Source organism: Lysobacter sp. Root604 (assembly GCF_001427505.1).
Taxonomy (GTDB): Bacteria; Pseudomonadota; Gammaproteobacteria; order Xanthomonadales; family Xanthomonadaceae; genus Lysobacter.
The window spans coordinates 1,852,731-1,873,961 of the sequence record NZ_LMGS01000001.1; the positions used below are offsets into that span (position 1 = coordinate 1,852,731).

The 21,231-nt window shown below is 69.1% G+C and carries 19 protein-coding genes; 12 read left to right on the forward strand and 7 right to left on the reverse strand.

Annotated features, from left to right (window positions below; translation table 11 throughout):
* Positions 1-187: 187 nt before the first annotated feature.
* Positions 188-2,944 carry a leucine--tRNA ligase gene (leuS, locus tag ASD69_RS08240; RefSeq protein ID WP_056176213.1) on the reverse strand — a complete coding sequence of 919 codons (2,757 nt, stop codon included), beginning with the start codon at positions 2,942-2,944 and terminating at the stop codon, positions 188-190.
* 251 nt (positions 2,945-3,195) lie between these two features.
* Complete coding sequence (locus tag ASD69_RS21830; protein ID WP_157489547.1) at positions 3,196-3,357, reverse strand: hypothetical protein; 162 nt, start codon at positions 3,355-3,357, stop codon at positions 3,196-3,198.
* 178 nt (positions 3,358-3,535) lie between these two features.
* Here ASD69_RS21830 and ASD69_RS08245 point away from each other — a divergent pair, with 178 nt between their 5' ends.
* Genes ASD69_RS08245 through ASD69_RS08255 form a run of 3 tightly spaced genes read left to right on the forward strand, consistent with a single transcriptional unit; the run spans position 3,536 to position 5,835 of the window.
* The gene (locus ASD69_RS08245) at positions 3,536-4,843 is read left to right on the forward strand and encodes an amidohydrolase family protein (RefSeq protein ID WP_056176217.1); all 1,308 of its coding nucleotides are present in this window, start codon (positions 3,536-3,538) and stop codon (positions 4,841-4,843) included.
* Between the two features lie 11 nt (positions 4,844-4,854).
* Positions 4,855-5,538: a penicillin-insensitive murein endopeptidase gene (locus ASD69_RS08250; protein WP_056176220.1), complete on the forward strand. Its 684-nt coding sequence runs from the start codon at positions 4,855-4,857 to the stop codon at positions 5,536-5,538.
* A 45-nt stretch (positions 5,539-5,583) separates the two neighbouring features.
* Entirely contained in the window at positions 5,584-5,835 is a 252-nt protein-coding gene (locus ASD69_RS08255) for a SemiSWEET transporter (protein WP_056176222.1), read from the forward strand.
* 3 nt (positions 5,836-5,838) lie between these two features.
* Here ASD69_RS08255 and ASD69_RS08260 read toward each other — a convergent pair whose 3' ends face one another.
* The 3 genes from ASD69_RS08260 to ASD69_RS08270 are packed head-to-tail and all read right to left on the reverse strand — an operon-like array spanning position 5,839 to position 7,288.
* Positions 5,839-6,438 carry a DUF998 domain-containing protein gene (locus ASD69_RS08260; RefSeq protein WP_235567163.1) on the reverse strand — a complete coding sequence of 200 codons (600 nt, stop codon included), beginning with the start codon at positions 6,436-6,438 and terminating at the stop codon, positions 5,839-5,841.
* A complete protein-coding gene (locus tag ASD69_RS08265; protein WP_343123526.1) occupies positions 6,435-6,635 on the reverse strand; it encodes a helix-turn-helix transcriptional regulator in 201 nt (66 codons plus the stop codon). Before ASD69_RS08265 ends, ASD69_RS08260 begins: the two co-directional genes overlap by 4 nt.
* 23 nt (positions 6,636-6,658) lie before the next feature.
* Complete coding sequence (locus tag ASD69_RS08270) at positions 6,659-7,288, reverse strand: hypothetical protein (RefSeq protein WP_056176231.1); 630 nt, start codon at positions 7,286-7,288, stop codon at positions 6,659-6,661.
* Between the two features lie 133 nt (positions 7,289-7,421).
* Between ASD69_RS08270 and trxA the strand changes: the two genes are divergently transcribed.
* The 9 genes from trxA (at position 7,422) to ASD69_RS08315 (ending at position 19,810) form a co-directional block, all read left to right on the forward strand.
* Positions 7,422-8,294 (forward strand): thioredoxin, encoded by an 873-nt coding sequence (gene trxA, locus ASD69_RS08275; protein WP_056176234.1) that lies wholly within the window; start codon positions 7,422-7,424, stop codon positions 8,292-8,294.
* Positions 8,295-8,419: 125 nt separating this feature from the next.
* Complete coding sequence (locus ASD69_RS08280) at positions 8,420-8,872, forward strand: DUF4442 domain-containing protein (protein WP_056176238.1); 453 nt, start codon at positions 8,420-8,422, stop codon at positions 8,870-8,872.
* A 264-nt stretch (positions 8,873-9,136) separates the two neighbouring features.
* Complete coding sequence (locus ASD69_RS08285; protein WP_082576340.1) at positions 9,137-11,155, forward strand: bifunctional serine/threonine-protein kinase/formylglycine-generating enzyme family protein; 2,019 nt, start codon at positions 9,137-9,139, stop codon at positions 11,153-11,155.
* 214 nt (positions 11,156-11,369) lie between these two features.
* A complete protein-coding gene (locus ASD69_RS08290; RefSeq protein WP_056176243.1) occupies positions 11,370-12,041 on the forward strand; it encodes a DUF502 domain-containing protein in 672 nt (223 codons plus the stop codon).
* 167 nt (positions 12,042-12,208) lie between these two features.
* The gene (locus tag ASD69_RS08295) at positions 12,209-13,369 is read left to right on the forward strand and encodes a PQQ-dependent sugar dehydrogenase (protein ID WP_200943950.1); all 1,161 of its coding nucleotides are present in this window, start codon (positions 12,209-12,211) and stop codon (positions 13,367-13,369) included.
* Entirely contained in the window at positions 13,366-14,157 is a 792-nt protein-coding gene (locus ASD69_RS08300; RefSeq protein WP_056176246.1) for a queuosine precursor transporter, read from the forward strand. Before ASD69_RS08295 ends, ASD69_RS08300 begins: the two co-directional genes overlap by 4 nt.
* 124 nt (positions 14,158-14,281) lie before the next feature.
* Positions 14,282-16,087: a DUF885 family protein gene (locus ASD69_RS08305; RefSeq protein WP_056176249.1), complete on the forward strand. Its 1,806-nt coding sequence runs from the start codon at positions 14,282-14,284 to the stop codon at positions 16,085-16,087.
* A 391-nt stretch (positions 16,088-16,478) separates the two neighbouring features.
* Positions 16,479-18,152, forward strand: coding sequence for a FecR domain-containing protein (locus tag ASD69_RS08310; protein WP_056176252.1), 1,674 nt, complete (start codon positions 16,479-16,481; stop codon positions 18,150-18,152).
* Positions 18,149-19,810, forward strand: coding sequence for a CHASE2 domain-containing protein (locus tag ASD69_RS08315; RefSeq protein WP_200943968.1), 1,662 nt, complete (start codon positions 18,149-18,151; stop codon positions 19,808-19,810). Before ASD69_RS08310 ends, ASD69_RS08315 begins: the two co-directional genes overlap by 4 nt.
* A 21-nt stretch (positions 19,811-19,831) precedes the next feature.
* On the opposite strand, the gene ASD69_RS08320 is transcribed toward ASD69_RS08315, so the two are convergent.
* Together ASD69_RS08320 and ASD69_RS08325 are read right to left on the reverse strand one after the other, a co-directional pair.
* Positions 19,832-20,329, reverse strand: a complete 498-nt coding sequence (locus tag ASD69_RS08320) for a hypothetical protein (RefSeq protein WP_056176255.1) — start codon at positions 20,327-20,329, stop codon at positions 19,832-19,834.
* Complete coding sequence (locus ASD69_RS08325; protein ID WP_157499084.1) at positions 20,326-21,207, reverse strand: hypothetical protein; 882 nt, start codon at positions 21,205-21,207, stop codon at positions 20,326-20,328. Before ASD69_RS08325 ends, ASD69_RS08320 begins: the two co-directional genes overlap by 4 nt.
* Between the last annotated feature and the right edge of the window lie 24 nt (positions 21,208-21,231).

The following is a 21,231-nucleotide window of genomic DNA, read 5'->3' on the forward strand; positions in this document are numbered from 1 at the left end:
AAGCAAATCCCCCCTGGCCCCCCTTTTCCAAAGGGGGGAACAGCAAAGGCGGATCAGCTGATTGCTCGCTCGGCTTTGCTTCCCCCGTTGAATAGGGCGAAGGCGTGCGTTTACGAACCGCGGGTTGGTGCGCGACCGAACGCCAGCGGGCTATGCCCGCTGGCCGTAGGGGGATATGCGCGTGGGCTCAGCTCGCGACGATGTTGACGATCTTGCCCGGCACCACGATCACCTTGCGCACGCTCAGGCCTTCCAGGTACTTGAGCACGTTCGGCTCGGCCAGGGCCAGGCGTTCGGCCTCTTCCTTGGCGACGTTGACCGCGACCTCGATGGTGCCGCGCAGCTTGCCGTTGACCTGCACCGCCAGGGTGACCGCGTCGCGCTGCAGCGCCGAACGATCGGCCTGCGGGAAGCTCAGGTCCTCCAGCAGGGTCTCGGCGTGGCCCAGGACCTGCCACAGGGCGTGGCTGGCGTGCGGGGTGATCGGGTTCAGCAGCAGCACCGCCGCGGCCAGCGCTTCCTGGCGCAGGGCGCGGCCGTTGGCGCTGGCATCGTCGAACTTGGACAGATGGTTCAGCAGTTCCATCACCGCGGCGATCGCGGTGTTGAAGCTGTGGCGGCGGCCGTAGTCGTCGCCGACCTTCTGGATGGTCTCGTGCAGCTGGCGGCGCAGGGTCTTCTGCGCGGGGTCCAGCGTGGCCAGATCCAGCGCCGGCGCGGGGCCGTCGGCGACGTGCTTGTGCACCATCGTCCACAGCCGGCGCAGGAAGCGCGCCATGCCTTCGACGCCGGCCTCGTTCCACTCCAGCGACTGCTCCGGCGGGGCGGCGAACATCGAGAACAGGCGCACCGTGTCGGCGCCGAACTTGCCGACCATCAGCTGCGGATCGACGCCGTTATTCTTCGACTTCGACATCTTCTCGGTGCCGCCGATCTCGACGGGCCGGCCATCGGCCTTGAGCGTCGCGCCGGTGATGCGGCCGCGCTCGTCGCGGATCACGTCCACGTCGGCCGGATTGAACCAGTCCTCCGAGCCCTTCGGGCCGCGGTAGAAGGTTTCCGCGATCACCATGCCCTGGGTCATCAGGTTGACCGCCGGCTCGTCGCTGTCGACCAGGCCCTGGTCGCGCATGAGCTTGTGGTAGAAGCGGAAGTACATCAGGTGCAGGATCGCGTGCTCGATGCCGCCGATGTACTGGTCCACCGGGGTCCAGTACTTGGCGCGCTCGTCGACCTGCGCGGCCGCGCCCGGCGAGGTGTAGCGCGCGTAGTACCAGCTCGACTCCATGAAGGTGTCGAAGGTGTCGGTTTCGCGCTCGGCGTCGCCGCCGCAGCTCGGGCAAGTGGTCTTGCGCCACTGCGGGTCGGATTTGATCGGCGAGGCCACGCCGCTGAATTCCACGTCTTCGGGCAGCACCACCGGCAGTTGGTCCTCCGGCACCGGCACGTCGCCGCAGCGCGGGCACAGGATCACCGGGATCGGGCAACCCCAATAGCGCTGGCGGCTCACGCCCCAGTCGCGCAGACGGTAGTTGACCCGGCGCACGACCCGGCCGTCGTCGCCGTAACGGGCGGCGATCGCGTCCAGGGCCTGCTGGAAATCCATACCGTCGAAGTCGCCCGAGTTCACCAGCCAGCCGCGCTCGGTGTAGGCGCTTTCCTCGGCGATGCGGCGCTGGAAGTCCTCGACCACCTGCACCGCGGCGCCGGTGTCGTAGACGTCGACCGCGCCGGCCTCGCCCAGCGCGCTGCGCATCGGGTCGTCGTGGCGTGCGACGTGACGGCCGATCTCGTCCAGCGCGTCGCGCACTTCGTCGGGCACCACCACCATCTTGATCGGCAGCGCGTAGCGCAGGGCGAATTCGTGATCGCGCTGATCGTGGCCGGGCACGGCCATGACCGCGCCGGTGCCGTAGTTCATCAGCACGAAGTTGGCCACGTATACCGGCAGCTCCTCGCCGGTGACCGGATGCAGCGCGCGCAGGCCGGTGTCCATGCCGCGCTTTTCCTGGGTCTCCAACTCGGCCTCGGTGACGCCGCCGCGCTTGAGATCGGTCAGGAACGCGGCCAGGTCCGGATCGCTTTCGGCGGCACGCAGCGCCAGCGGATGCTCGCCGGCGATCGACACATAGGTCACGCCCATCAGGGTGTCGGGACGGGTGGTGAACACCGTCAGCGGCTCGACCGCGTGGCCGGCTTCGTCGCGCACGTCGAAGCGGATCTCCAGGCCCTCGCTGCGGCCGATCCAGTTGCGCTGCATGGTCTTGACCGCATCCGGCCAGCCCGGCAGCGCGTCCAGGCCGTCCAGCAGCTCCTGAGCGTAGTCGGTGATCTTGAGGAACCACTGCGGGATCTCGCGCTTCTCCACCAGCGCGCCGGTGCGCCAGCCGCGGCCGTCGATCACCTGTTCGTTGGCCAGCACGGTCTGGTCGACCGGGTCCCAGTTGACCACCGAGTTCTTGCGGTAGGCCAGGCCCTGCTTCATCAGGCGCACGAACATGCGCTGCTCGTGCACGTAGTAGTCCGGACGGCAGGTCGCGAACTCGCGCGACCAGTCGATCGCGTAGCCCATGGTCTTGAGCTGCGCCTTCATGTGCTCGATGTTGGCGTAGGTCCACTTGGCCGGCGCGGTCTTGTTCTTGATCGCGGCGTTCTCGGCCGGCAGGCCGAACGCGTCCCAGCCCATCGGCTGCAGCACGTTATGGCCGGTCATGCGCTTGTAGCGGCTGATGACGTCGCCGATGGTGTAGTTGCGCACGTGGCCCATGTGCAGCGCGCCCGAGGGGTACGGCAGCATCGACAGGCAGTAGTACTTGGGCTTGTCGGAGCGCTCGTCGACCTCGAAGGCGCGGGTACCGTCCCAGTAACGCTGGGCGGCGGCCTCCACGGACTTGGGGTCGAAGGCGTGGCTGTCGGTGGGGGCTGGTGCGACGTCGCTGGACACGGAGGGGGTCTGGCAGGGCAAGGAAAGACCCGAAAGCCTACCGCAGCGCACAAAAGCCCGCCATGGCGGCCGGCTCGGCGCGACGCCCGCAAGCCTCTCAGGAGCGGTTTACGCGCGTTTTCGCCGATGTTCCCGCGTGCCGCGCACCGGCCCAGCCGCCGCCGGCGAGGGTCGCCACCGCCTCGGGCCGGCGGCGCAATGCGCCGCGGCCGGCCGGTGCCGGCCGCGGCGCGCCTTACGGTGCGGCGGATTCAGCGCTTGGTGCACACCCAGGCAATCACCTTGCCGTTGCTGTCGTATACCGGCGTCGCCCTTTGCCCGATCGGGCACAGGAGCAGAGGCTGGGTGGTCGCCAGGGCCAGGGTCGGCAACACCGCGACGACGGCGAGGAGCAGACAGAGCGTCAGTTTCATGGACGAACTCCTGTTGATTTCCGCAAAGGTTCGCTTGCATGCTGCGGCGGCCCATTCCCGGGCCGCGCGGGCGATTGTCACCGCATTCGGACCGGCATGTGCGAAGTCGGTCGCATTCTCTTTCGGTGCGCTAGCGTATGGCGCGCCCCATTCTTCACGTGCACAGCCGGAATCCACGATGACTCGTCCGTCCGCCGCCGTATCGTTCGTCCTCGCCGCCCTCCTCGCCCCGCCCGCCTTCGCCGCCGAAGCCCCGACCGCGCTGCACTGCGGCAAGTTGTTCGATGCGCGCAGCGGCCAGCTGCTCGACGCCCGCACCGTGGTCGTGCGCGAGGGCAAGGTCGCCGAGGTGCTGGCGGGCCGCGCCGAGGTCGCCGGCGCGCGCGCGATCGACCTCAGCAGCCACACCTGCACGCCGGGCTGGACCGATCTGCACGTGCACCTGGGCTCGCAGTCCAGCCCGCAGAGCTATTCGGAAGGCTTCCGCCTCGACGACGTCGACTTCGCGTTCCGCTCCGTCGGCTTCGCCAAGAAGACCCTGATGGCCGGCTTCACCAGCGTGCGCGACCTCGGCGGCGAAGTCAGCCCGCATCTGCGCGACGCGATCAACCAGGGCCTGGTCGACGGGCCGCGGATCTGGGCGGCGGGCAAGTCGATCGCCACCACCGGCGGCCACGCCGACCCCACCAACGGTTACAACGACGCGCTCTCGCACCTGATCGGCCCGCCCGGCCCCACCGAGGGCGTGATCAATTCGATCGACGACGCGCGCCAGGCGGTGCGCCAGCGCTACAAGGACGGCAGCGACGTGATCAAGATCACCGCCACCGGCGGCGTGCTGTCCTACGCCAAGTCCGGCGACGCGCCGCAGTTCACCGTCGAGGAGGTCAAGGCCATCGTCGACACCGCCAAGGATTACGGCTACCGCGTCGCCGCGCATGCGCACGGCGAGGAAGGCATGAAGCGCGCGGTGCTCGGCGGCGTCACCAGCATCGAGCACGGCACCTACATGAGCCCGGACGTGATGTCGCTGATGAAGCAGAAGGGAACCTGGTACGTGCCGACCATCTACGCCGGCCGCTTCGTCGCCGAGAAGGCCAAGATCGACGGCTACTTCCCGGAAGTGGTGCGCCCCAAGGCCGCGCGCATCGGCGCCCAGATCCAGGACACCGCCGGCCGCGCCTACCGCGGCGGGGTCAAGATCGCGTTCGGCACCGACATGGGCGTGGGCCCGCACGGCGACAACGCCCGCGAGTTCGTCTACATGGTCGAAGCCGGCATCCCGGCCGCGACCGCGCTGCAGGCCGCGACCATCCGCGCCGCCGAGGTGTTGGGCGTGGACGACCAGGGCGTGATCGAAGCCGGCAAGCGCGCCGACATCGTCGCCGTGCCCGGCGACCCGATCGCCGATATCAACGCGGTGATGAAGGTCGACTTCGTGATGAAGGACGGCAAGGTCTACCGCCAGCCCGGCGCGACCGACTGAGGTCGCCCGCGATGCGGCGCCTGGCGGCGCTGATCCTCGCGCTGGCGCCGGCCTGGGCCAGCGCGGCCGACAGCGTCTGCTACGGCACGCCGGGCAAAGGCCGGCTCGAGCACGGCGTGCAGCTGCCGGGCTCGGGCCGCAATTTCGTGCCCTACAGCAGCGTCGGCGTGGGACTGGGTCGCACCTACGCGCATGCCAAGGTGCGACGCTCGATCGTCGATGCCTACGCGGAGCTCGCGCGTACGCGCCCCGCGACCACCTACATGTACGGCGAATCCGGCTGGGCCGTGGGCGGCCGCATCCAACCGCATCGCACCCACCAGAACGGTCTGGCCGTGGATTTCATGGTGCCGGTGCTGGACGCACGCGGACGCTCGGTCGCCTTGCCCACCAGCATCGCCAACCGGTTCGGCTACGACATCGAGTTCGACGCCCAGGCACGTTACGGCGAGCTGAGCATCGATTTCGAGGCGATCGCCGATCACCTGCACGCCGTGCAGGTCGCGGCCGCGAAACAGGGCGTCGGCATCTCCCGCGTTATCTTCGAACCGGCCTACCTGCCGCAGTTGTACCGGACCCGGCGCGGCGCCTACCTCAAGCGGCATATCCGCTTCATGCAGGGCCAAGCCTGGGTGCGCCACGACGAGCACTACCACATCGACTTTCTGCTGCCCTGCAAACCCTTGCGGGGCTAGCATCAGCTTCGGCATCCAGGCCGGGCAACCACGGGGAGCGCCGCGATGGATCTGGAATGGATGGGTTACGTCGCCGCGACCCTGACCACGCTGTCGTTCCTGCCGCAGGCGGTGAAGACCATCCGCAGCCGCGACACGCGCGGCATCTCGCTGGGCATGTACGTGGTGTTCACCCTCGGGGTCGGCTTCTGGTTCGGCTACGGCCTGGCCCTGCACTCGTGGCCGATGATCGTGTCCAACGCGATCACCTTCGCGCTGGCGGCGACCATCCTGGGCCTGAAACTCAAATACGGCTGAGGCTCAGCGAGGCGCCGCCCGTGCGCGCGCCGCGACCAGCCACCACAGCAGCCAGGTCGCGAACGCTGCGCGCTGGGCCAGACCCGCCGGCAGCAGCGACGGCAGCACCAGCGCGAACAGCAGCACCGCCAGCGCGGCAACCAGGCTGGCCAGGCTCAGCGTGTGCAGCTCCGGACGCGCGCGGCTGCGGCTGCCCAGCGCGATCGCGAATGCGCCCGCGGCGAAGGCCAGCCACCACAGCAGCCACACCGTCGCATGCAGGCGGCTGGGCGCGGAGTCGAAGTCCTGCGTGTCCAGCGGCAGCAGGCCCTGCGCGGCGAAAGCCAAGGCCGACAGCAGCACCAACTGGGTGCCCACGCGTACGCTCCAACGGGTGCCGGCCAGCGCTTCGCGCAGCCCCAGCGCCACCGCCGCGGCGAGCAGGCCCGGCAGCACGAACGCGAACAGATTGAACCACCGCGCGTAAGGCACGCCCGAGCCGCCCAGCCACGCGACCGGATGCTGGGTATGCGCATAGCCGTCGAACGCCGCGCCGAAACCCGCCAACGCCAGTACGAAGGACAGCAGCGCGGCCGCGGCCGCGATCGATTTCCAGGATTTCACGGCAACTCCCATACGAATACGTCCTCGACGCCGACTTCGAACGCGCGCGCGATCCGGAACGCCAGTTCCAGCGACGGCGCGTAGCGTCCGGCCTCCAGCGCGATGATGGTCTGGCGGGTCACGCCGCAGGCGTCGGCCAGCGCCTGCTGGGTCATTTCGCCGCGCTCGAAGCGCAGGCGGCGGATGTGGTTGCGGATCGGGGTGGCGACCATGCGCGCGCTCAGTGCCGATCGCGCCAGTAGTAGACCGCGCTGGCCGCGTACTCGCACAGCCAGCCCCACATCAGCGCGAACACCAACAGGCTGGACACCATCGCCGGCGTCGCCCAGGCCAGGCGCGAGGCCGGGCTCAGGCCCAGCGTCACCGCGATCCCGATCACGCCGAAGATCAGCGCGCCGTGGCCCCAATCGGCGGCGTGACGGGCGATCTCGCGGTCGCGCTCGTCCTCGCCGACCGCGCCGCGCCAGCGCGAGCCCAGCGCCTGCGACAGCACCGCCCAAGCGATCAGCAGCAGCACCAGATGCCGCCCGACCGCGCCGGCGTCCGGATTGCGCCACAGCTCGGCGCCCTGGAACACCTGCACCTTGGCCAGGTAATAGGCGACCGCGACGAGCATGAAGCCCAGGCCGATCCAGGCCCGCCACTCGCCGAGCGCGGCGCGGCCCTCGAACTCGGAACGCGGTACCCGATGCAGCAACAGCAACGAGCCCCAGGCCGCGGTGACCAGCAAGGCCACCCCGACCTTGCCACCGTCGAAGCCCAGCACCGCCGACGGGTTGGCGATCAGCAGCCACAGCGACAGCCCCGCCACCGCCAGCAACCCGGCCAAGCCCCAGCTACGCGTCATCATGGTGTCTTCCCCGCCAGACAATATGTACGCTGTACGTTACATTCGCTCCAACGCATGTCAAGTATTTTTTACATGTCTTGGATTCGCCCCGGGCTGGCACCATGTCCGGCTGATCGTTTACGCAGGACCGCCCATGACCGTCTCCGCTCCGCAGCCGCACGTCTTCGACGCCACCACCGACCGCTTCGAGGCCGAGGTCCTGCAGCGTTCGCTGCAGACGCCGGTCCTGGTCGACTTCTGGGCCGCCTGGTGCGAGCCCTGCAAGACCCTCGGCCCGCTGCTGGAAAAGCTGGCCGGCGAGTACAACGGCGCCTTCGTCCTGGCGAAGGTCGACGTGGACGCCGAGCAGCAGCTGGCCGGCATGTTCCAGATCCGCTCGATCCCGACCGTGTACCTGGTCAAGGACGGTCAACTCGTCGACGGCTTCCCGGGCGCGCTGCCCGAGGGCCAGCTGCGCGAATTCCTCAGCCACCACGGCATCCAGCCGGCCGCCGCCGTCGAGGAACCCGTGGCCGAGGCGCCGGAGCCCACGCTGGACCCGCATGCCGAAGTGCTGCGCCTGCGCGCCGAAGTCGCGGCCGAGCCCGATCAGGACGAGCGCAAGCTCGAACTGGCGCTGGCCCTGCTGCGCACCGGCGCCGCTCACGAGGCCGAGCAACTGCTGGACGCGCTGCCCGCCAACCTGGCCACCGACGACCGCGCCCTGCGCGCCCGCGCGCGCCTGGGCTTCGCCGCCCTGCTCAAGGACGCGCCCGCCCCGGAAGTACTGGAGGCGGCGATCGCCAGCGACGAGACCGACCTGCGCGCACGCCACCTGCTCGGCGCGCACCGCCTGATCGGCGGCCAGTCCGAAGCCGCGCTGGAGCAGTTCATCGAGATGCTGCGCCGCGACCGCGCCTACCAGGACGGCCTGCCGCGCAAGGCCTTGATCGACGCCTTCCGCGTGGTCGAGGACGAAGACCTGGTCGGCCGCTACCGCCGCAAGATGTCCTCGCTGCTGTTCTGAGCCGCCCCGTCCCCAGGAGCGAGCGCCCGCCTTCGCTCGCTCCTCACTCCTCCAAGCTCACTCCCCGCCCTTGACTATACGCATGCGTATGGCAGGCTGAACGCCCCCGCCCGCCGCGACCGCGCATGAAAGCCAACACCCTCAAACTCGGCCTCAACCTGTGGCCGCCGTTCCTGTTCAGCGGCATCCGGGTGCGCGAGATCGCGCCCGACTACCGTCACGCGCGGGTCGAACTGCGGATGCGGCCGTGGAACCGCAACTACGTCGGCACCCACTTCGGCGGCAGCCTGTTTTCGATGACCGATCCGTTCTGGATGCTGCTCGCGCTCAATGCGCTAGGCCGCGACTACATCGTCTGGGACAAGGCCGGCGCGATCGAATTCGTGAAGCCCGGCCGCGGCACGGTGCACGCCAAATTCGCGCTCGACGAGCAGGTGTTGCAGGAGCTGCGCGAGGCCACCGCCGGCGGCGAGAAAACCCTGCGCTGGTTCGACACCGACGTGATCGACGGCGCCGGCGAGGTGGTCGCGCGCGTGCGCAAACAGCTCTACGTGCGCCGCAAACCCGGCCGCGACTGAGGCACGGCGCTGTGCGCAACACGTCGGCAAGCAGGATGTGAAGACCGGCTACGGTCTATTTCTGACGTAATAGGGCCATTCCCGACACACTCCAGGTGCTTGCGCGCCTGTCGCACGCGATGGCCTGTCGCCTTGCGCTTGCAACGAGGCACAATGGGCGTGCGCGACAATGGATGGCGCGTCTTCACGTAATTTGCGTGATGTGAGTGTGGTCAGTCCCGGCACGCATCAGCGTATGCTGGGCACTCGCGACAGGGGGCCGCGATGTCCAGGTCTACACAAAATCCGCACGAAGACTCAGCGCCGTTGCCGGAGATCGCCGGCTATCGCCTGCGCCGCGTGATCAATCACGGCGGCATGTCGACGGTATACCTGGGCGAACAGATCGGCTTGGCGCGCGAAGTCGCGATCAAGGTCATGCTGCCGTTGGCGCTGTCGGACGAAGTCAGCCGCCGCCGCTTCGAAAACGAAGTGCGCACCATCGCAAGACTCGAACACCCCAACGTCGTGGTGATCCACGAAGTCGGACGCACCCGCGAAGGGCTGCCCTATTACGCCATGCCGTATCTGGCGCGCGGCCATCTGGGTCAGCGCGATCTGAGCAAGGACGAGCCGCGCGCGATCTCGATCATGGAGACGCTGCTGTCGGCGCTGGACTACGCGCATGCGCGCGGCGTCGTGCATCGCGACGTCAAGGCCGAGAATGTGTTGTTCGACGACGCCGAGCGCCCGCTGTTGGCCGACTTCGGCATCGCCCTGCGGCGCGGCTTCGGCCCGCGCGTGACCGCGGCCGGCCTGGCCGTGGGCAGCACCGCCTACATGGCGCCGGAACAGGCGCGCGGCGAAGACGTCGACGGCCGCGCCGACCTTTACAGCCTGGGCGTGCTGGGCTGGGAAATGCTGACCGGCCGCCTGCCCTTCGAGGCCGCCGACGCGCTGTCGATGGCGGTGATGCACGCGCAGGATCCGATTCCCAAGCTGCCGCAGCACCTGCGTCACTGGCAGCGCTTCATGAATCGCGCGTTGGCCAAGCAACCCGGCCAGCGTTTCCAGGACGCGGCCGAAATGACCGAAGCGCTGGCCGATGTGCAGCGCAGCGGTTTCGTGCACAGCCTCAAGCGCCTGATGCCGCGCCGCAACCGCCTGCGCCAGTGGGCGGTGCCGCTGTGGGCCGGCGTGGCGGTGGCCGCGGTGGCGGTGGTCGCGATCGGCTTCGGCCTGAGCAGCGCCCAGGACGACGAATTCTTCCGGGTCGAACGCGCGGCCGCCGCGCCGGCCAGCGCGGTGACCAGCCCTGTCGCCGGCGACCCCACCGACGCCATGCTCGCGCCGCTGCCGGAAGCGCCGCTGCAGCGTTCGCTGGAGGAAGCGCGCCGCTACATCCGCCTGGGCAAGCTGACGGCGCCGGCCGACGGCAACGCCTACAACAGCCTGCTCACCGCCTGGCACGCCGACAGCACCAGCCCGGACGTGCGCGCGGGCGTGACCGAACTCACCCGCGCGCTGGGCGACCAGCTCGCCGCGGCCGTGCGCGAGCGCAACGATCAGCGCGCGCGCGAACACATGCTCAACGCCACCACCCTGGCCCAGCAGACCGGCAGCGCCGACTCGCCCGCGATGCGCGCGTTGCGCGAACAGGCTGTGGCCGCGCTGCAGGCGCGCATCGAACTGGACGGCAAGCGCAACGATCGCGAGGACGCGCAGCGCTCGGCCGCGCTGGCGGCCGAGCTCGACCTGCCCAAGGCCACCTCGGCGCGCCTGATCGCGCAAGCCAAGGCGATCGGCGGCCTGCGCGCCGGCGAGACGGTCGCGGTCGGCAGCCTGACCCAGGACAACAGCCGCATCACCGTCGCGCTGAGCCCGCGCCCGGTCAGCCGCGCCGAGTACGCACGCTTCGCCAGCGCCAGCAACCGCAGCCCGGCGCTGTGCCGCGAGCGCGCGTCGCTGCTGCGCGTGCTGGCGCCGCGCAACTGGGAATCGCCGGGCTTCAAGCAGGGCGACGGCGAGCCGGTGGTCTGCGTCTCGCAGGCCGACGCCGAAGCCTATGCGCAGTGGTACAGCCAGCAGACCGGCCGCCGCTACCGCCTGCCGACCGCGGCCGAGGCCGAGAACCTCAACGACACTCCCGGCCGCGCGCTGTCGATGTGGCTGCGCGACTGCGGCCGCGACTGCCAGCAGCGCCAGGCCAGCGGCGCTTCCTGGCGCAGTCGCCAGGCCCAGCGCCCCCTGGCCGCCGCGCGCGGCTACGACGACGTCGGCTTCCGACTGGTGCGCGAGCGCTAAGCGCGCGTCGGCGGAGCCCTTGTAGGATGCGGTGAGCCAAAGGCGAACCGCATCGTCGCGCGGCCGCCCCGACGACGACGGCCCGATTCTCAATGCCTGTGGCCCCTGTGGCCGCCCCCGGCTCGTCCGAAGCGCGCGGCCCGCGCCCACCGCAAACCCAAGCCCCCATCGCGGCACCGCCGCGCATGCCCGCGCTCGCCTACAATCTGGCGCCATGCGCATGTCCAACCTGCAACGCCTGTTCCTCACCGGTCTGCTCACCCTGCTGCCGATCTGGCTGACCTGGGTGGTGGTCAAGTTCGTGTTCGTGCTGTTGTCCGACACCAGCCGGCCGCTGATCGACCCGCTGCTGGCCAACCTGGCCGCGACCAATCCGCAGGCGCTGGGCTGGCTTACCGAGCGCTGGTTCGCCACCGCGCTGGCCCTGGCCGCGACCTTGGGCGTGATCCTGCTGTCGGGCGTGATGGCGCGGCGCGTATTCGGCCAGACCTTGTTGCGCGGCTTCGAGGCGCTGATCAAGCGCATCCCGCTGGCCAGCACGATCTACTCCAGCGCGCGCCAGTTGCTCGACATCCTGCAGACCAAGCCCGACGGCACCCAGCGCGTGGTGCTGATCGACTTCCCGCATACCGAGATGAAGTCGATCGGCTTCGTCACCCGCGTGCTCAAGGAACAGGGCACCGGCCGCGAGCTGGCGGCGGTGTACGTGCCGACCACGCCCAACCCGACCTCGGGCTATCTCGAGATCGTGCCGGTGGAAAAGATCACCCCGACCGATTGGAGCGTCGACCAGGCGATGAGCTTCATCATCTCCGGCGGCGCGGTATCGCCGGAGACGATTCCGTTCTCCGTTCCCGTCGCCACCGACGCACCTAACGCGAACTAACAGCCATGAGCCAGCACGGACGCATCCACCCCGCTCTTTCTTCGCTGTTCCCCCCTTTGAAAAAGGGGGGCTGGGGGGATTTGCTGTTCGCCGTGCGCAAAGCAAAAGCAAATCCCCCGCCGTCCGCTTCGCGGACGTCCGCCCCCTTTTTCAAAGGGGGCGTGTTGTTGGCGCTGTTGACATCGATGCAGGCCCTGCCGGCCGCGGCGACCGAATCGGTCGCCCTGTTGCCGCAGACGATCAAGCTGGACGACGGCCGCAGCTTCAAGCTCACCCTGCCGGCCAATCTCGAAGTCGTGCCGGTGGCGCAGGGCTACAAGCGCATCCGCTTCTTCGCGCGCAGCCCCGATGGCCGCATCTTCCTCACCGACATGCGCGACCTCAGCGACAACCGCAAGGGCCGCGTGCTGATCCTGGACGGCTGGGACGAGAAGAAGGCCAAGTTCGCCCGCATCACCCCCTACCTGACCGAACAGCGTAACCCCAACAACCTGGCCTTCCACACCGACAAGCAAGGCCAGCAGTGGCTGTACCTGGCGCTGACCGACAAGCTGGTGCGCTACCGCTATCGCGCCGGCGATCTCGCGCCCAGCTCGGCGCCCGAGACGCTGGCGACGTATCCCGACTACGGGCTTAGCTACAAGTACGGCGGCTGGCACCTCACCCGCACGGTCGCGTTCGCCAACAACGGCAAGATGTACGTCTCGGTCGGCAGCAGCTGCAACGCCTGCATCGAGAAGGAGCCGGTGCGCGCGACGGTGATGGAATACAACCCCGACGGCAGCGGCGCGCGCGTGTACGCGCGCGGCCTGCGCAACGCGGTCGGCCTGATCGCCCACGACGACCGCCTGATCGCGACCAACCAGGGCTCCGATCACCTGGGCCTGGACAAGCCCGACGAGACCTTCTTCAAGCTGACCGACGGCGCCGACTACGGCTGGCCGCATTGCTACCACAGCCGCGGCAAGGTCTACGCCGATCCCAAGTTCCCGCGCGCCGCCGGCTGCGCCAAGGTGCCGCGCGCGTTCGGCTGGTTCCCCGCGCATGCGTCCGCGCTGGGCGTGGACTGGTTCCCGGCCGGCGACGACAGCCTCGCCAACCAGTACGTGGTCGCCCTGCACGGCTCCACCAACGCCAAGATCGGTCACGGCTACAAGCTGGTGCGGGTCAACGCCGACGGCAGCAACGGCGGCGACCTGATCACCGGTTTCCTCGACGGCGCCAAGGTCAACGGCCGCCCCTGCGGCGTGCTGCGCATGGGCCGCGACGCGTTCCTGTTCACCGACGACAAGTACGGCGTGATCTATTACGTGAGACCGAAACGATGAGCGCAGCCGCGCCCGGGATCGTGACCAAGACGCTGGAAGACCGCGCGCTGCGCTTGTTCATCGTGCTGTCGGCGTTCTTCTGCGTGAACGCGGTGCTGGCCGAGTTCATCGGGGTCAAGATCTTCGCGCTCGAGGACACGCTCGGGATCGCGCCGCTGCAGTGGAACCTGTTCGGCCAAAGCGGTTCGCTGAGCTTCACCGCCGGCACCCTGTTGTGGCCGGTGGTGTTCCTGATGACCGACGTCATCAACGAGTTCTTCGGCCGCCGCGGCGTACGCACGATCTCCTGGCTGGCCGCGCTGCTGATCGTGTACGGCTTCGTGTTCGCGTTCGCCGCGATCTCGCTGGCGCCGGCCGGCTGGTGGGTGAAGGCGGCGCAGTCGCAGGGCGTGGCCGATTACCAGGCCGCGTTCGCGGCGGTGTTCGGCCAGGGCCTGTGGACCATCGCCGGCTCGCTGGTGGCCTTCATGCTCGGCCAGCTGATCGACGTGGCCGTGTTCCACCGCATCCGCAACGCCACCGGCGAGAAGCACATCTGGCTGCGCGCGACCGGCTCCACCGCGGTCTCGCAGCTGGTGGACAGCTTCGTGGTGCTGTACATCGCCTTCGTGCTGGGCCCGCAGAAGTGGCCGACCTCGCTGTTCCTGGCGGTCAGCACGGTCAACTACGCCTACAAGATGCTCGCGGCCATCGCGATGATTCCGCTGATCTACCTGGTGCGCGCGGTCATCGTGCGCTACCTGGGCGCGGCGCGGGCGCAGCAATTGCGCGACGAAGCCGCCGCCTGAACGCGACGCGCGCCGCGATTGCGCGCATCCGGGGCCGCGCCGGCCGCGATCCGTGACTTCCGACCGGGGCGGCTGCGCGGCCGCTCGGCCATGCTGGGGGACTCATCGCTCCTGGGAACCCGTAATGACCTTGCGCCCGCTCGCTCTCGCACTCGCTTTGACGGTCGCCGCCGCGGCCATCGCGCCCGGCTACGCAGCCGAAGCCCCCAAGGCCGCCGCCGCCGACCAGGCCAAGGCCGCCAAGCTCACCGCCCTGTACGGCCAGTACTGGGAAGAAGTGCTGAAGCTCAACCCCGTCCAGGCCACCTTCCAGGGCGACAACCGCTACAACGATCAGCTGCCCGATTTCGGCACCGCCGAATACCGCAAGGAATCGCACGATTTCACCGTGCGCTGGCTCAAGACCGTGCAGGACATCGGCCCGGCCGGCCTGCAGGGCCAGGACCTGCTGAGCTACGAGACCTTCGTGCGCGATGCCAAGAGCTCGCTGGACTCCGAGCAGTTCCCCGACTGGATGATGCCGATCAACCAGATGGGCAGCATGGCCAGCTTCGCCGTGCAGCTGGGCTCGGGCACCGGCCCGCAGCCGTTCAAGACGGTCAAGGACTACGACAACTGGCTCGCGCGCGGCAACAAGCTGCCGGTGCTGTTCGACACCGCGATCGACAACATGCGCCAAGGCATGAAGGCCGGCGTGGTCCAGCCCAAGGCGCTGATGATCAAGGTGATCCCGCAGCTGGACGCGCTGATCAAGGACAAGCCGGAAGAGACGCTGTTCTGGGGCCCGATCACCAACCTGCCCAAGGACTTCTCCGACGCCGACAAGCAGCGCCTGACCGCGGCCTACCGCGAGATGATCGCCAGCCGCCTGCTGCCGGCCTACAAGAAGCTGCGCACCTTCATCAACGACGAATATCTGCCGGCCACGCGCGACAGCGTCGGCATCGACAAACTGCCCAACGGCCAGGCCTGGTACGCGTTCAACGCGCGCCAACGCACCACCACCAACCTCAGCCCGGCGCAGATCCATCAGATCGGCCTGGATGAGGTCGCGCGCATCCACGGCGAAATCCGCAAGGTGATGACCCAGGTCGGCTTCAAGGGCTCGCTGCAGGACTTCTTCAAGTTCATGCAGACCGATCCGCGCTTCAGCTTCAAGAGCGAAGACGCCCTGCTGGCGCACTACCGCGCGCTGGAAGCCAAGATCAACCAGAAGATCCCGCAGCAGTTCTCGCTGGTGCCGAAGGCGCCGTTCGAGATCCGCGCGGTCGAACCCTTCCGCGCCCAGTCCGCGGCCGGCGGCGAATACCGCAGCCCCAGCGAGGACGGCAGCCGTCCGGGCGTGTTCTACGTGAACACCTACGACCTGCCCACGCGCAAGACCTGGGACGCCGAGGATCTGTACCTGCACGAGGCGATCCCGGGCCACCACTTCCAGCTCGCGCTGCAGCAGGAGCTGACCGGCATTCCGGCCTTCCGTCGCTTCGGCGGCGAAACCGCCTTCATCGAGGGCTGGGGCCTGTACGCCGAATCGCTGGGCAAGGACCTGGGCGTCTACACCGATCCCTACGACTACTTCGGCTACCTGCAGAACGAGCTGTGGCGCGCGATCCGCCTGGTCACCGACACCGGCCTGCACAGCAAGGGCTGGACCCGCGAGCAGGTGATCAAGTACATGCTCGACAACTCCGCCGAAAGCGAAACCCAGTCCACCGCCGAGGCCGAGCGCTACATCGCCTGGCCGGGTCAGGCGCTGGCCTACAAGATCGGCGAGCTCAAGATCCAGGAACTGCGCCGCAAGGCGGAAAAGGAACTGGGCCCGAAGTTCGACGTGCGCGAGTTCCACGCCGAAGTGCTGAAGGACGGCTCGGTGGCGCTGGACGTGCTGGAGCAGAAGATCGACCGTTGGATCGCCAGCAAGAAGGGCTGATCGGGCCCGCGATCGGACAGAAGAAGCCGGGCTTGCCCGGCTTTTTCTTTGCCTGGCTTTCCTGGCGGGCTTGGGCGCCGCCCGTCCCGGTCTCCGTCCAGGCCTGGCCTGCCGACCGCAGCCGCGGCCCGAGACCATGCCCGACGTGTCCATTCAGCTTCAGCGCTCGGGCGCAGCCCCCCCCTTGCAGACCCCGCGCCTGCCGCCCTGAGCGGCCTGCGCCAGGGCCGGCGCCGCCCCGTCGCCGCCCTGAGGGGCCACCACCGCGCCCACACCCAAGGCGGCGAAAAAATCGCCACAAGGCACCGTCAACCCGCATAATAGTGCGCGGCCCGTCACATTTTGGGCTCGATATCCTGCCCTAGCCCATAGCGCCAGCCACGGAAGACGGATGTTCGCCATTGCAGTGCCGACCCACCACGCCAGGCGATGGCGTCCGCTGGGCCGATTTCTTGTCGCCCTCCTGATCACCCTCGTACTGTCCGCCACGGCCTCGGCCCAGGAGTGGACCTATCGAGTGCGACCGGGCGACAACCTGTGGGAGCTCAGCGCACGCCATCTGCGCACCGACGTCGACTGGCGCCGTCTGCAGCAACTCAATCGCGTCGCCGATCCGTATCGCCTGCCGCCCGGCACCCTGCTGCGTTTCCCGGTGTCCTGGTTGCGCATCGAACCGGCCAAGGCGCGTCTGGTCGCGCTGCGCGGCGCGGTGCGCGCGCAAGTGTCCTCGCGCGCCAGCGTGACCTCGGCCAGCCAGGGCTTGCGCCTGAGCATCGGCGGTTGGTTGGAAACCGGGCCCGGCGCCAGCGCCACCCTGGAATTCGCCGACGGCTCGCGCCTGATGCTGATGGACAACAGCCGCATCGTGTTCGACCGCCTCAGCGCCTACGGCCAGACCGGCATGGTCGACACCCGCATGCGCCTGCAGCGCGGCCGTGCCGCTAACCGGGTGATCCCCGCGCGCGGTCCGGCTTCGCGCTACATCATCGAAACGCCGTCGGCGACATCGAGCGTGCGCGGCACCCGTTTCCGCGTGAACGCGGGCGGCGACGCGCAGCCGGGCAGCACCGAAGTGCTGGAAGGCAAGGTCCAGGTCGGCGGCGCCCAGGGCGCGGGCGTGCTGGTGCGTCCCGGCTACGGCAGCGTCGCCGCCAGCGGCGCGGCGACCTCGGCGCCGACCCGGCTGCTGCCCGCGCCGACGCTGGAGGACGCCGCCACCCAACTGGCCTCGCTGCCGATGACGCTGAGCTGGGCGGCGATGCCCGACGCGGTCGCGTACCGGATCGAAGTGGTGCGCGACGACGCGCCCGACGTGCTGCTGTTCGAAGCGCTCACCGCCGCCACCCGCCTGCGCATCGCCGACCTGCCGCCCGGCCGTCATCGCGTGCTGCTGCGCGCGGTCGCCGCCAACGGCCTGGGCGGCGAAGACGTCGAGCGCGGCTTCGAAGTCAGCGACCACCCCTTGCCGCCGCTGACCCTGCGCCCGCTCGACGGCGAGACCGCGCACACGCCGCGTCCGCGCTTCGAATGGGCGCGCGTCGAGGACGCCGCCGGCACCACCCTGGAACTGGCCGACGATCCGGCATTCGAGCGCCTGCGCCTGCAGACCCGAGTGGACGGCCAGCGCTATCGCCCGTCCGAACCGCTGCCGCCGGGTCGCTACTACTGGCGTCTGGCCTCGCGCGACGGCAACGGCCGCAGCGGTCCTTACGGCGACGCACTGACGTTCGACGTCAGCGATGCGCCGGTGGATCCGGGCCTGCAGCCGCCCGAAGCCGCGCAAGGCCAACTGACCCTTCGCTGGAAGGACGCGGCGCCGGGCCAACGTTTCCATATCCAGATCGCGCGCAAACCCAACTTCGCAAAGCCGCTGCTGGATCGCGAAGTCGAGCAGCCGCAGGTCAGCCTCGACCGCCCCGGCGGCGGTCGCTGGTACGTGCGCGTGCAGACCATCGACGACGACGGCTACGTCGCGCCATACAGCCCGGCGCAACAGATCCGGCTGCCCTGCCGCGTGTGCTACGCCGGCGCGGGCGCCACCTTGCTGTTGCTGCTGGCCTTGTGAACATCCGCGCGTCGTCCTGGCCCCTGCGTATCGCCGCGGCCTTCGCCGCCGCGGGCCTGGCGGCGCTGATCAGCGCCAGCGGCGCGTTCTGGTGGCTGGACGACGCCTTCTACGACCAGCATCTGGCGGCGTGGACCTACCCGCCCGACGACGACGTCATCGTGGTCGCGGTCGACGACCAGAGCCTGGGCGAACTCGGCCAATGGCCCTGGCCGCGCGACCTGCATGCGCAACTGCTGGACCGCCTGCACCGCGCCGGCGTGCGCGGCGTCGCCCTGGACCTGGTGTTCGCCGAACCCGACCGCAGCGGCGAGGCGCACGACTTCGCGCTCGCCGACGCGCTGCGCCGCAACGGCCGCGTGGCCTTGCCGGTGATCGCCGCCGCGCCCAGCCAGAACGGGCCGCCGGTGGAAGTGTTGCCGACGCCGGTGCTGGCCGCGGCGGCGGCCACGCTGGGCCACACCGACATCGAACTCGACGCCGAAGGCACCGCGCGCGGCCTGTACCTGCGCGCCGGGCTGGGCGAAGCGCGCTGGCCGGCGCTGGCGCTGGCGACCATCGGCCTCGACCCGGCGTATGCGCGCCGACCGCTGCCCGGCCTGCGCCGGCCCGCCAGCGAAGGCGGATCGCCCTATCAATGGACGCGCGACCACTATGTGCGCATCCGCTACGCCGGCCCGCCGGGCAGCTTCGCCCAGGTCTCCTACGCCGACGTGATCTCCGGCCGCGTGCCGATCGAACTGCTGCGCGGGCGCTGGGTCGTGGTCGGCGTGACCGCGGCTGGGCTGGCGCCGCCGTTTCTGACCCCGATGTCCGACGAGTTGCGCATGCCGGGCGCCGAGTACCAGGCCAACGTGATGGAGATGCTGCTGCACGGTCGCGCGATCGTGCCGCTGGCGCCGCAATGGGGCGCCGCGCTCACCGCCGCGGTGGTGCTAGTGGTGGTGCTGTGCATCCTGGTGCCCGGTTTCCCGCGCCCCTTGCTGCTGACCTCCGCCTGCGTCTTCGCCACCCTCGCCGCCAGCATCGCGCTGCTGCGCATGGGCAATCTGTGGTTTCCTCCCGCGACCGCGATCGTCGCGATCGCGCTGGCCTACCTGGCCTGGATGATCGGGCACCTGCGCCATTGGCGTCGCCAGGCCCATCTGGACACCCTCACCCGCCTGGCCAACCGCCGCCGCTTCGATCATGTGCTCGAGCGCGAACTCGCCAGCGCGCGCCGCACCCGCGCGCCGTTGACCCTGGCCCTGATCGACGTCGACCACTTCAAGGCCTACAACGACGCCGAAGGCCACCGCGCCGGCGACAAGGTGCTGCGCCAGGTCGCCCACATCATCGCCGCGCACGCGCGCCGCCCACGCGACCTCGCCGCGCGCTTCGGTGGCGACGAGTTCGCCATCGTCCTGCCCGACACCGCCGCCGAGGGCGCGGCCCTGGTCGCCGCAGCCCTGCTCGCCGACATGCGCGCGCTCAACCTGCGCCATGGAGACGCCCTGGGCGGCGCCAAGGTCAGCATCAGCATCGGTTTGCATACCTGCGTGCCCGGCAACCACACGCGCGAACGCACCTTGTTCGATGCGGCCGACGCCGCCCTGTATCGCGCCAAGGAGAACGGGCGCGACGGCTATGCGGCGACGCGATCGGTCGAGGCCGAGTAGCCGCGGACCGCGCTCATCGCATCATTCCTCGGGCATGCGATCGGCGGGAATGTAGTCGCGCAAGCGCCGCATCAGCTCGCACTGCGCCGCAGCGCGATCCGGAAACGTCTCCCGCCAACGCGTCTGTATGTTCGAAACGCCGGATTCGGGCTCCACATCGAAGTCCAAGCCGATACCGAATCCGGACTTCACCGGCGCGATGTGCAACCTGTATTCGAACCCATCTTTCGCGGTGATCGTCCGCAACGGCGCCGACGCGAAGACCGGACAATTTTTCAGATAGGCTTCGTCGCGAAAGACGACGATCTTCATCGCCAGCGCAAGCACCGCGACGAAGGTGACGAGCAAAAGCGCTGCCCACCAACCGATGAGCCAGGCGCCCGCCAAGATCATGAGCGGGCCCAGCACCAGCAGAACGAAGAAGGCTCGGTACCGGAAGCAGACGAAGGCCAGCGCGAGCACGAACCAGCCCGCCACGAAGATCGCGCCGCCAAAATCGCCAAGACCGGCTGTCATCATCGTTGCTCGACCATTCGCACCAACAGCTCGAATGCGCTGCTCTGTGCAGCCTCGACTGTACCGCCGATCGCGTCCCAACCCGTCCGCCAGGCTTCGTCGTACAGCGCTTCGTCGCCGTCCACCGCCTGCTCGGCGATGCGCCGTACTTTGCGCCAGGTCTTCTCGAACTGGGCTTGGCTCCGGGCCTGCGAAAAATCGACGCCGGCGCGCTCCAGTGCAGGCACGACCACCGCGTCTACCCTGGGCGTAAGGCCCTCGTGCACCGCAAGCAGGATGCGTCCATGCATCGTGCGGGTGGCGATGGACAACACCTCAGACGTCACGGGGTTCCAATCTTCGGCCAGCGCCGGGTCGGTGGCGATCGCGGCAACGGCGGCCGAGCCGGCACTGTCTCCTGCTGCGGTCGATTTGATGGCCTGCGAGGCAGCCACGCCCAGCACCGAAGCCTGCTCGCTCGCCACCGCCAGCTGCGTGCTGTCGGTCACGCGCGACACCCTGTCGAAATAGGCATCGGGAAGGACACTGCAGGCGACCGAGATCGTCCTCATTTGCGAACGCGTGCTTGCGGCGAAGGGAGCTCCCTTCAACGATGGCGCTCGCAGGCCTCGCAATGCAGTCGCGTGCTCGGCCAGCTGCGGCCTTCCATCGGCCTCCAACCACAACGGCGCGTACTCGCGCACCAGCCAATCCAGCGCCTGGATACGGCGCGCGGTCTGCACGCCTGCGCCCGACCGCGTATCGCGCACCACGCCCTCCAGCGGCTGCAGCCAATGTCGGCCCTGGTCATCGGGCATGGATTCGCACCAAGTCTCCAGAAAGGCCGCGATCGCAGGACATGTCGCGTGCGCGGGATCGTTCCAGTAGCGATGCATGTCCATGCTCAATTCCATTCGCGTTGTTTA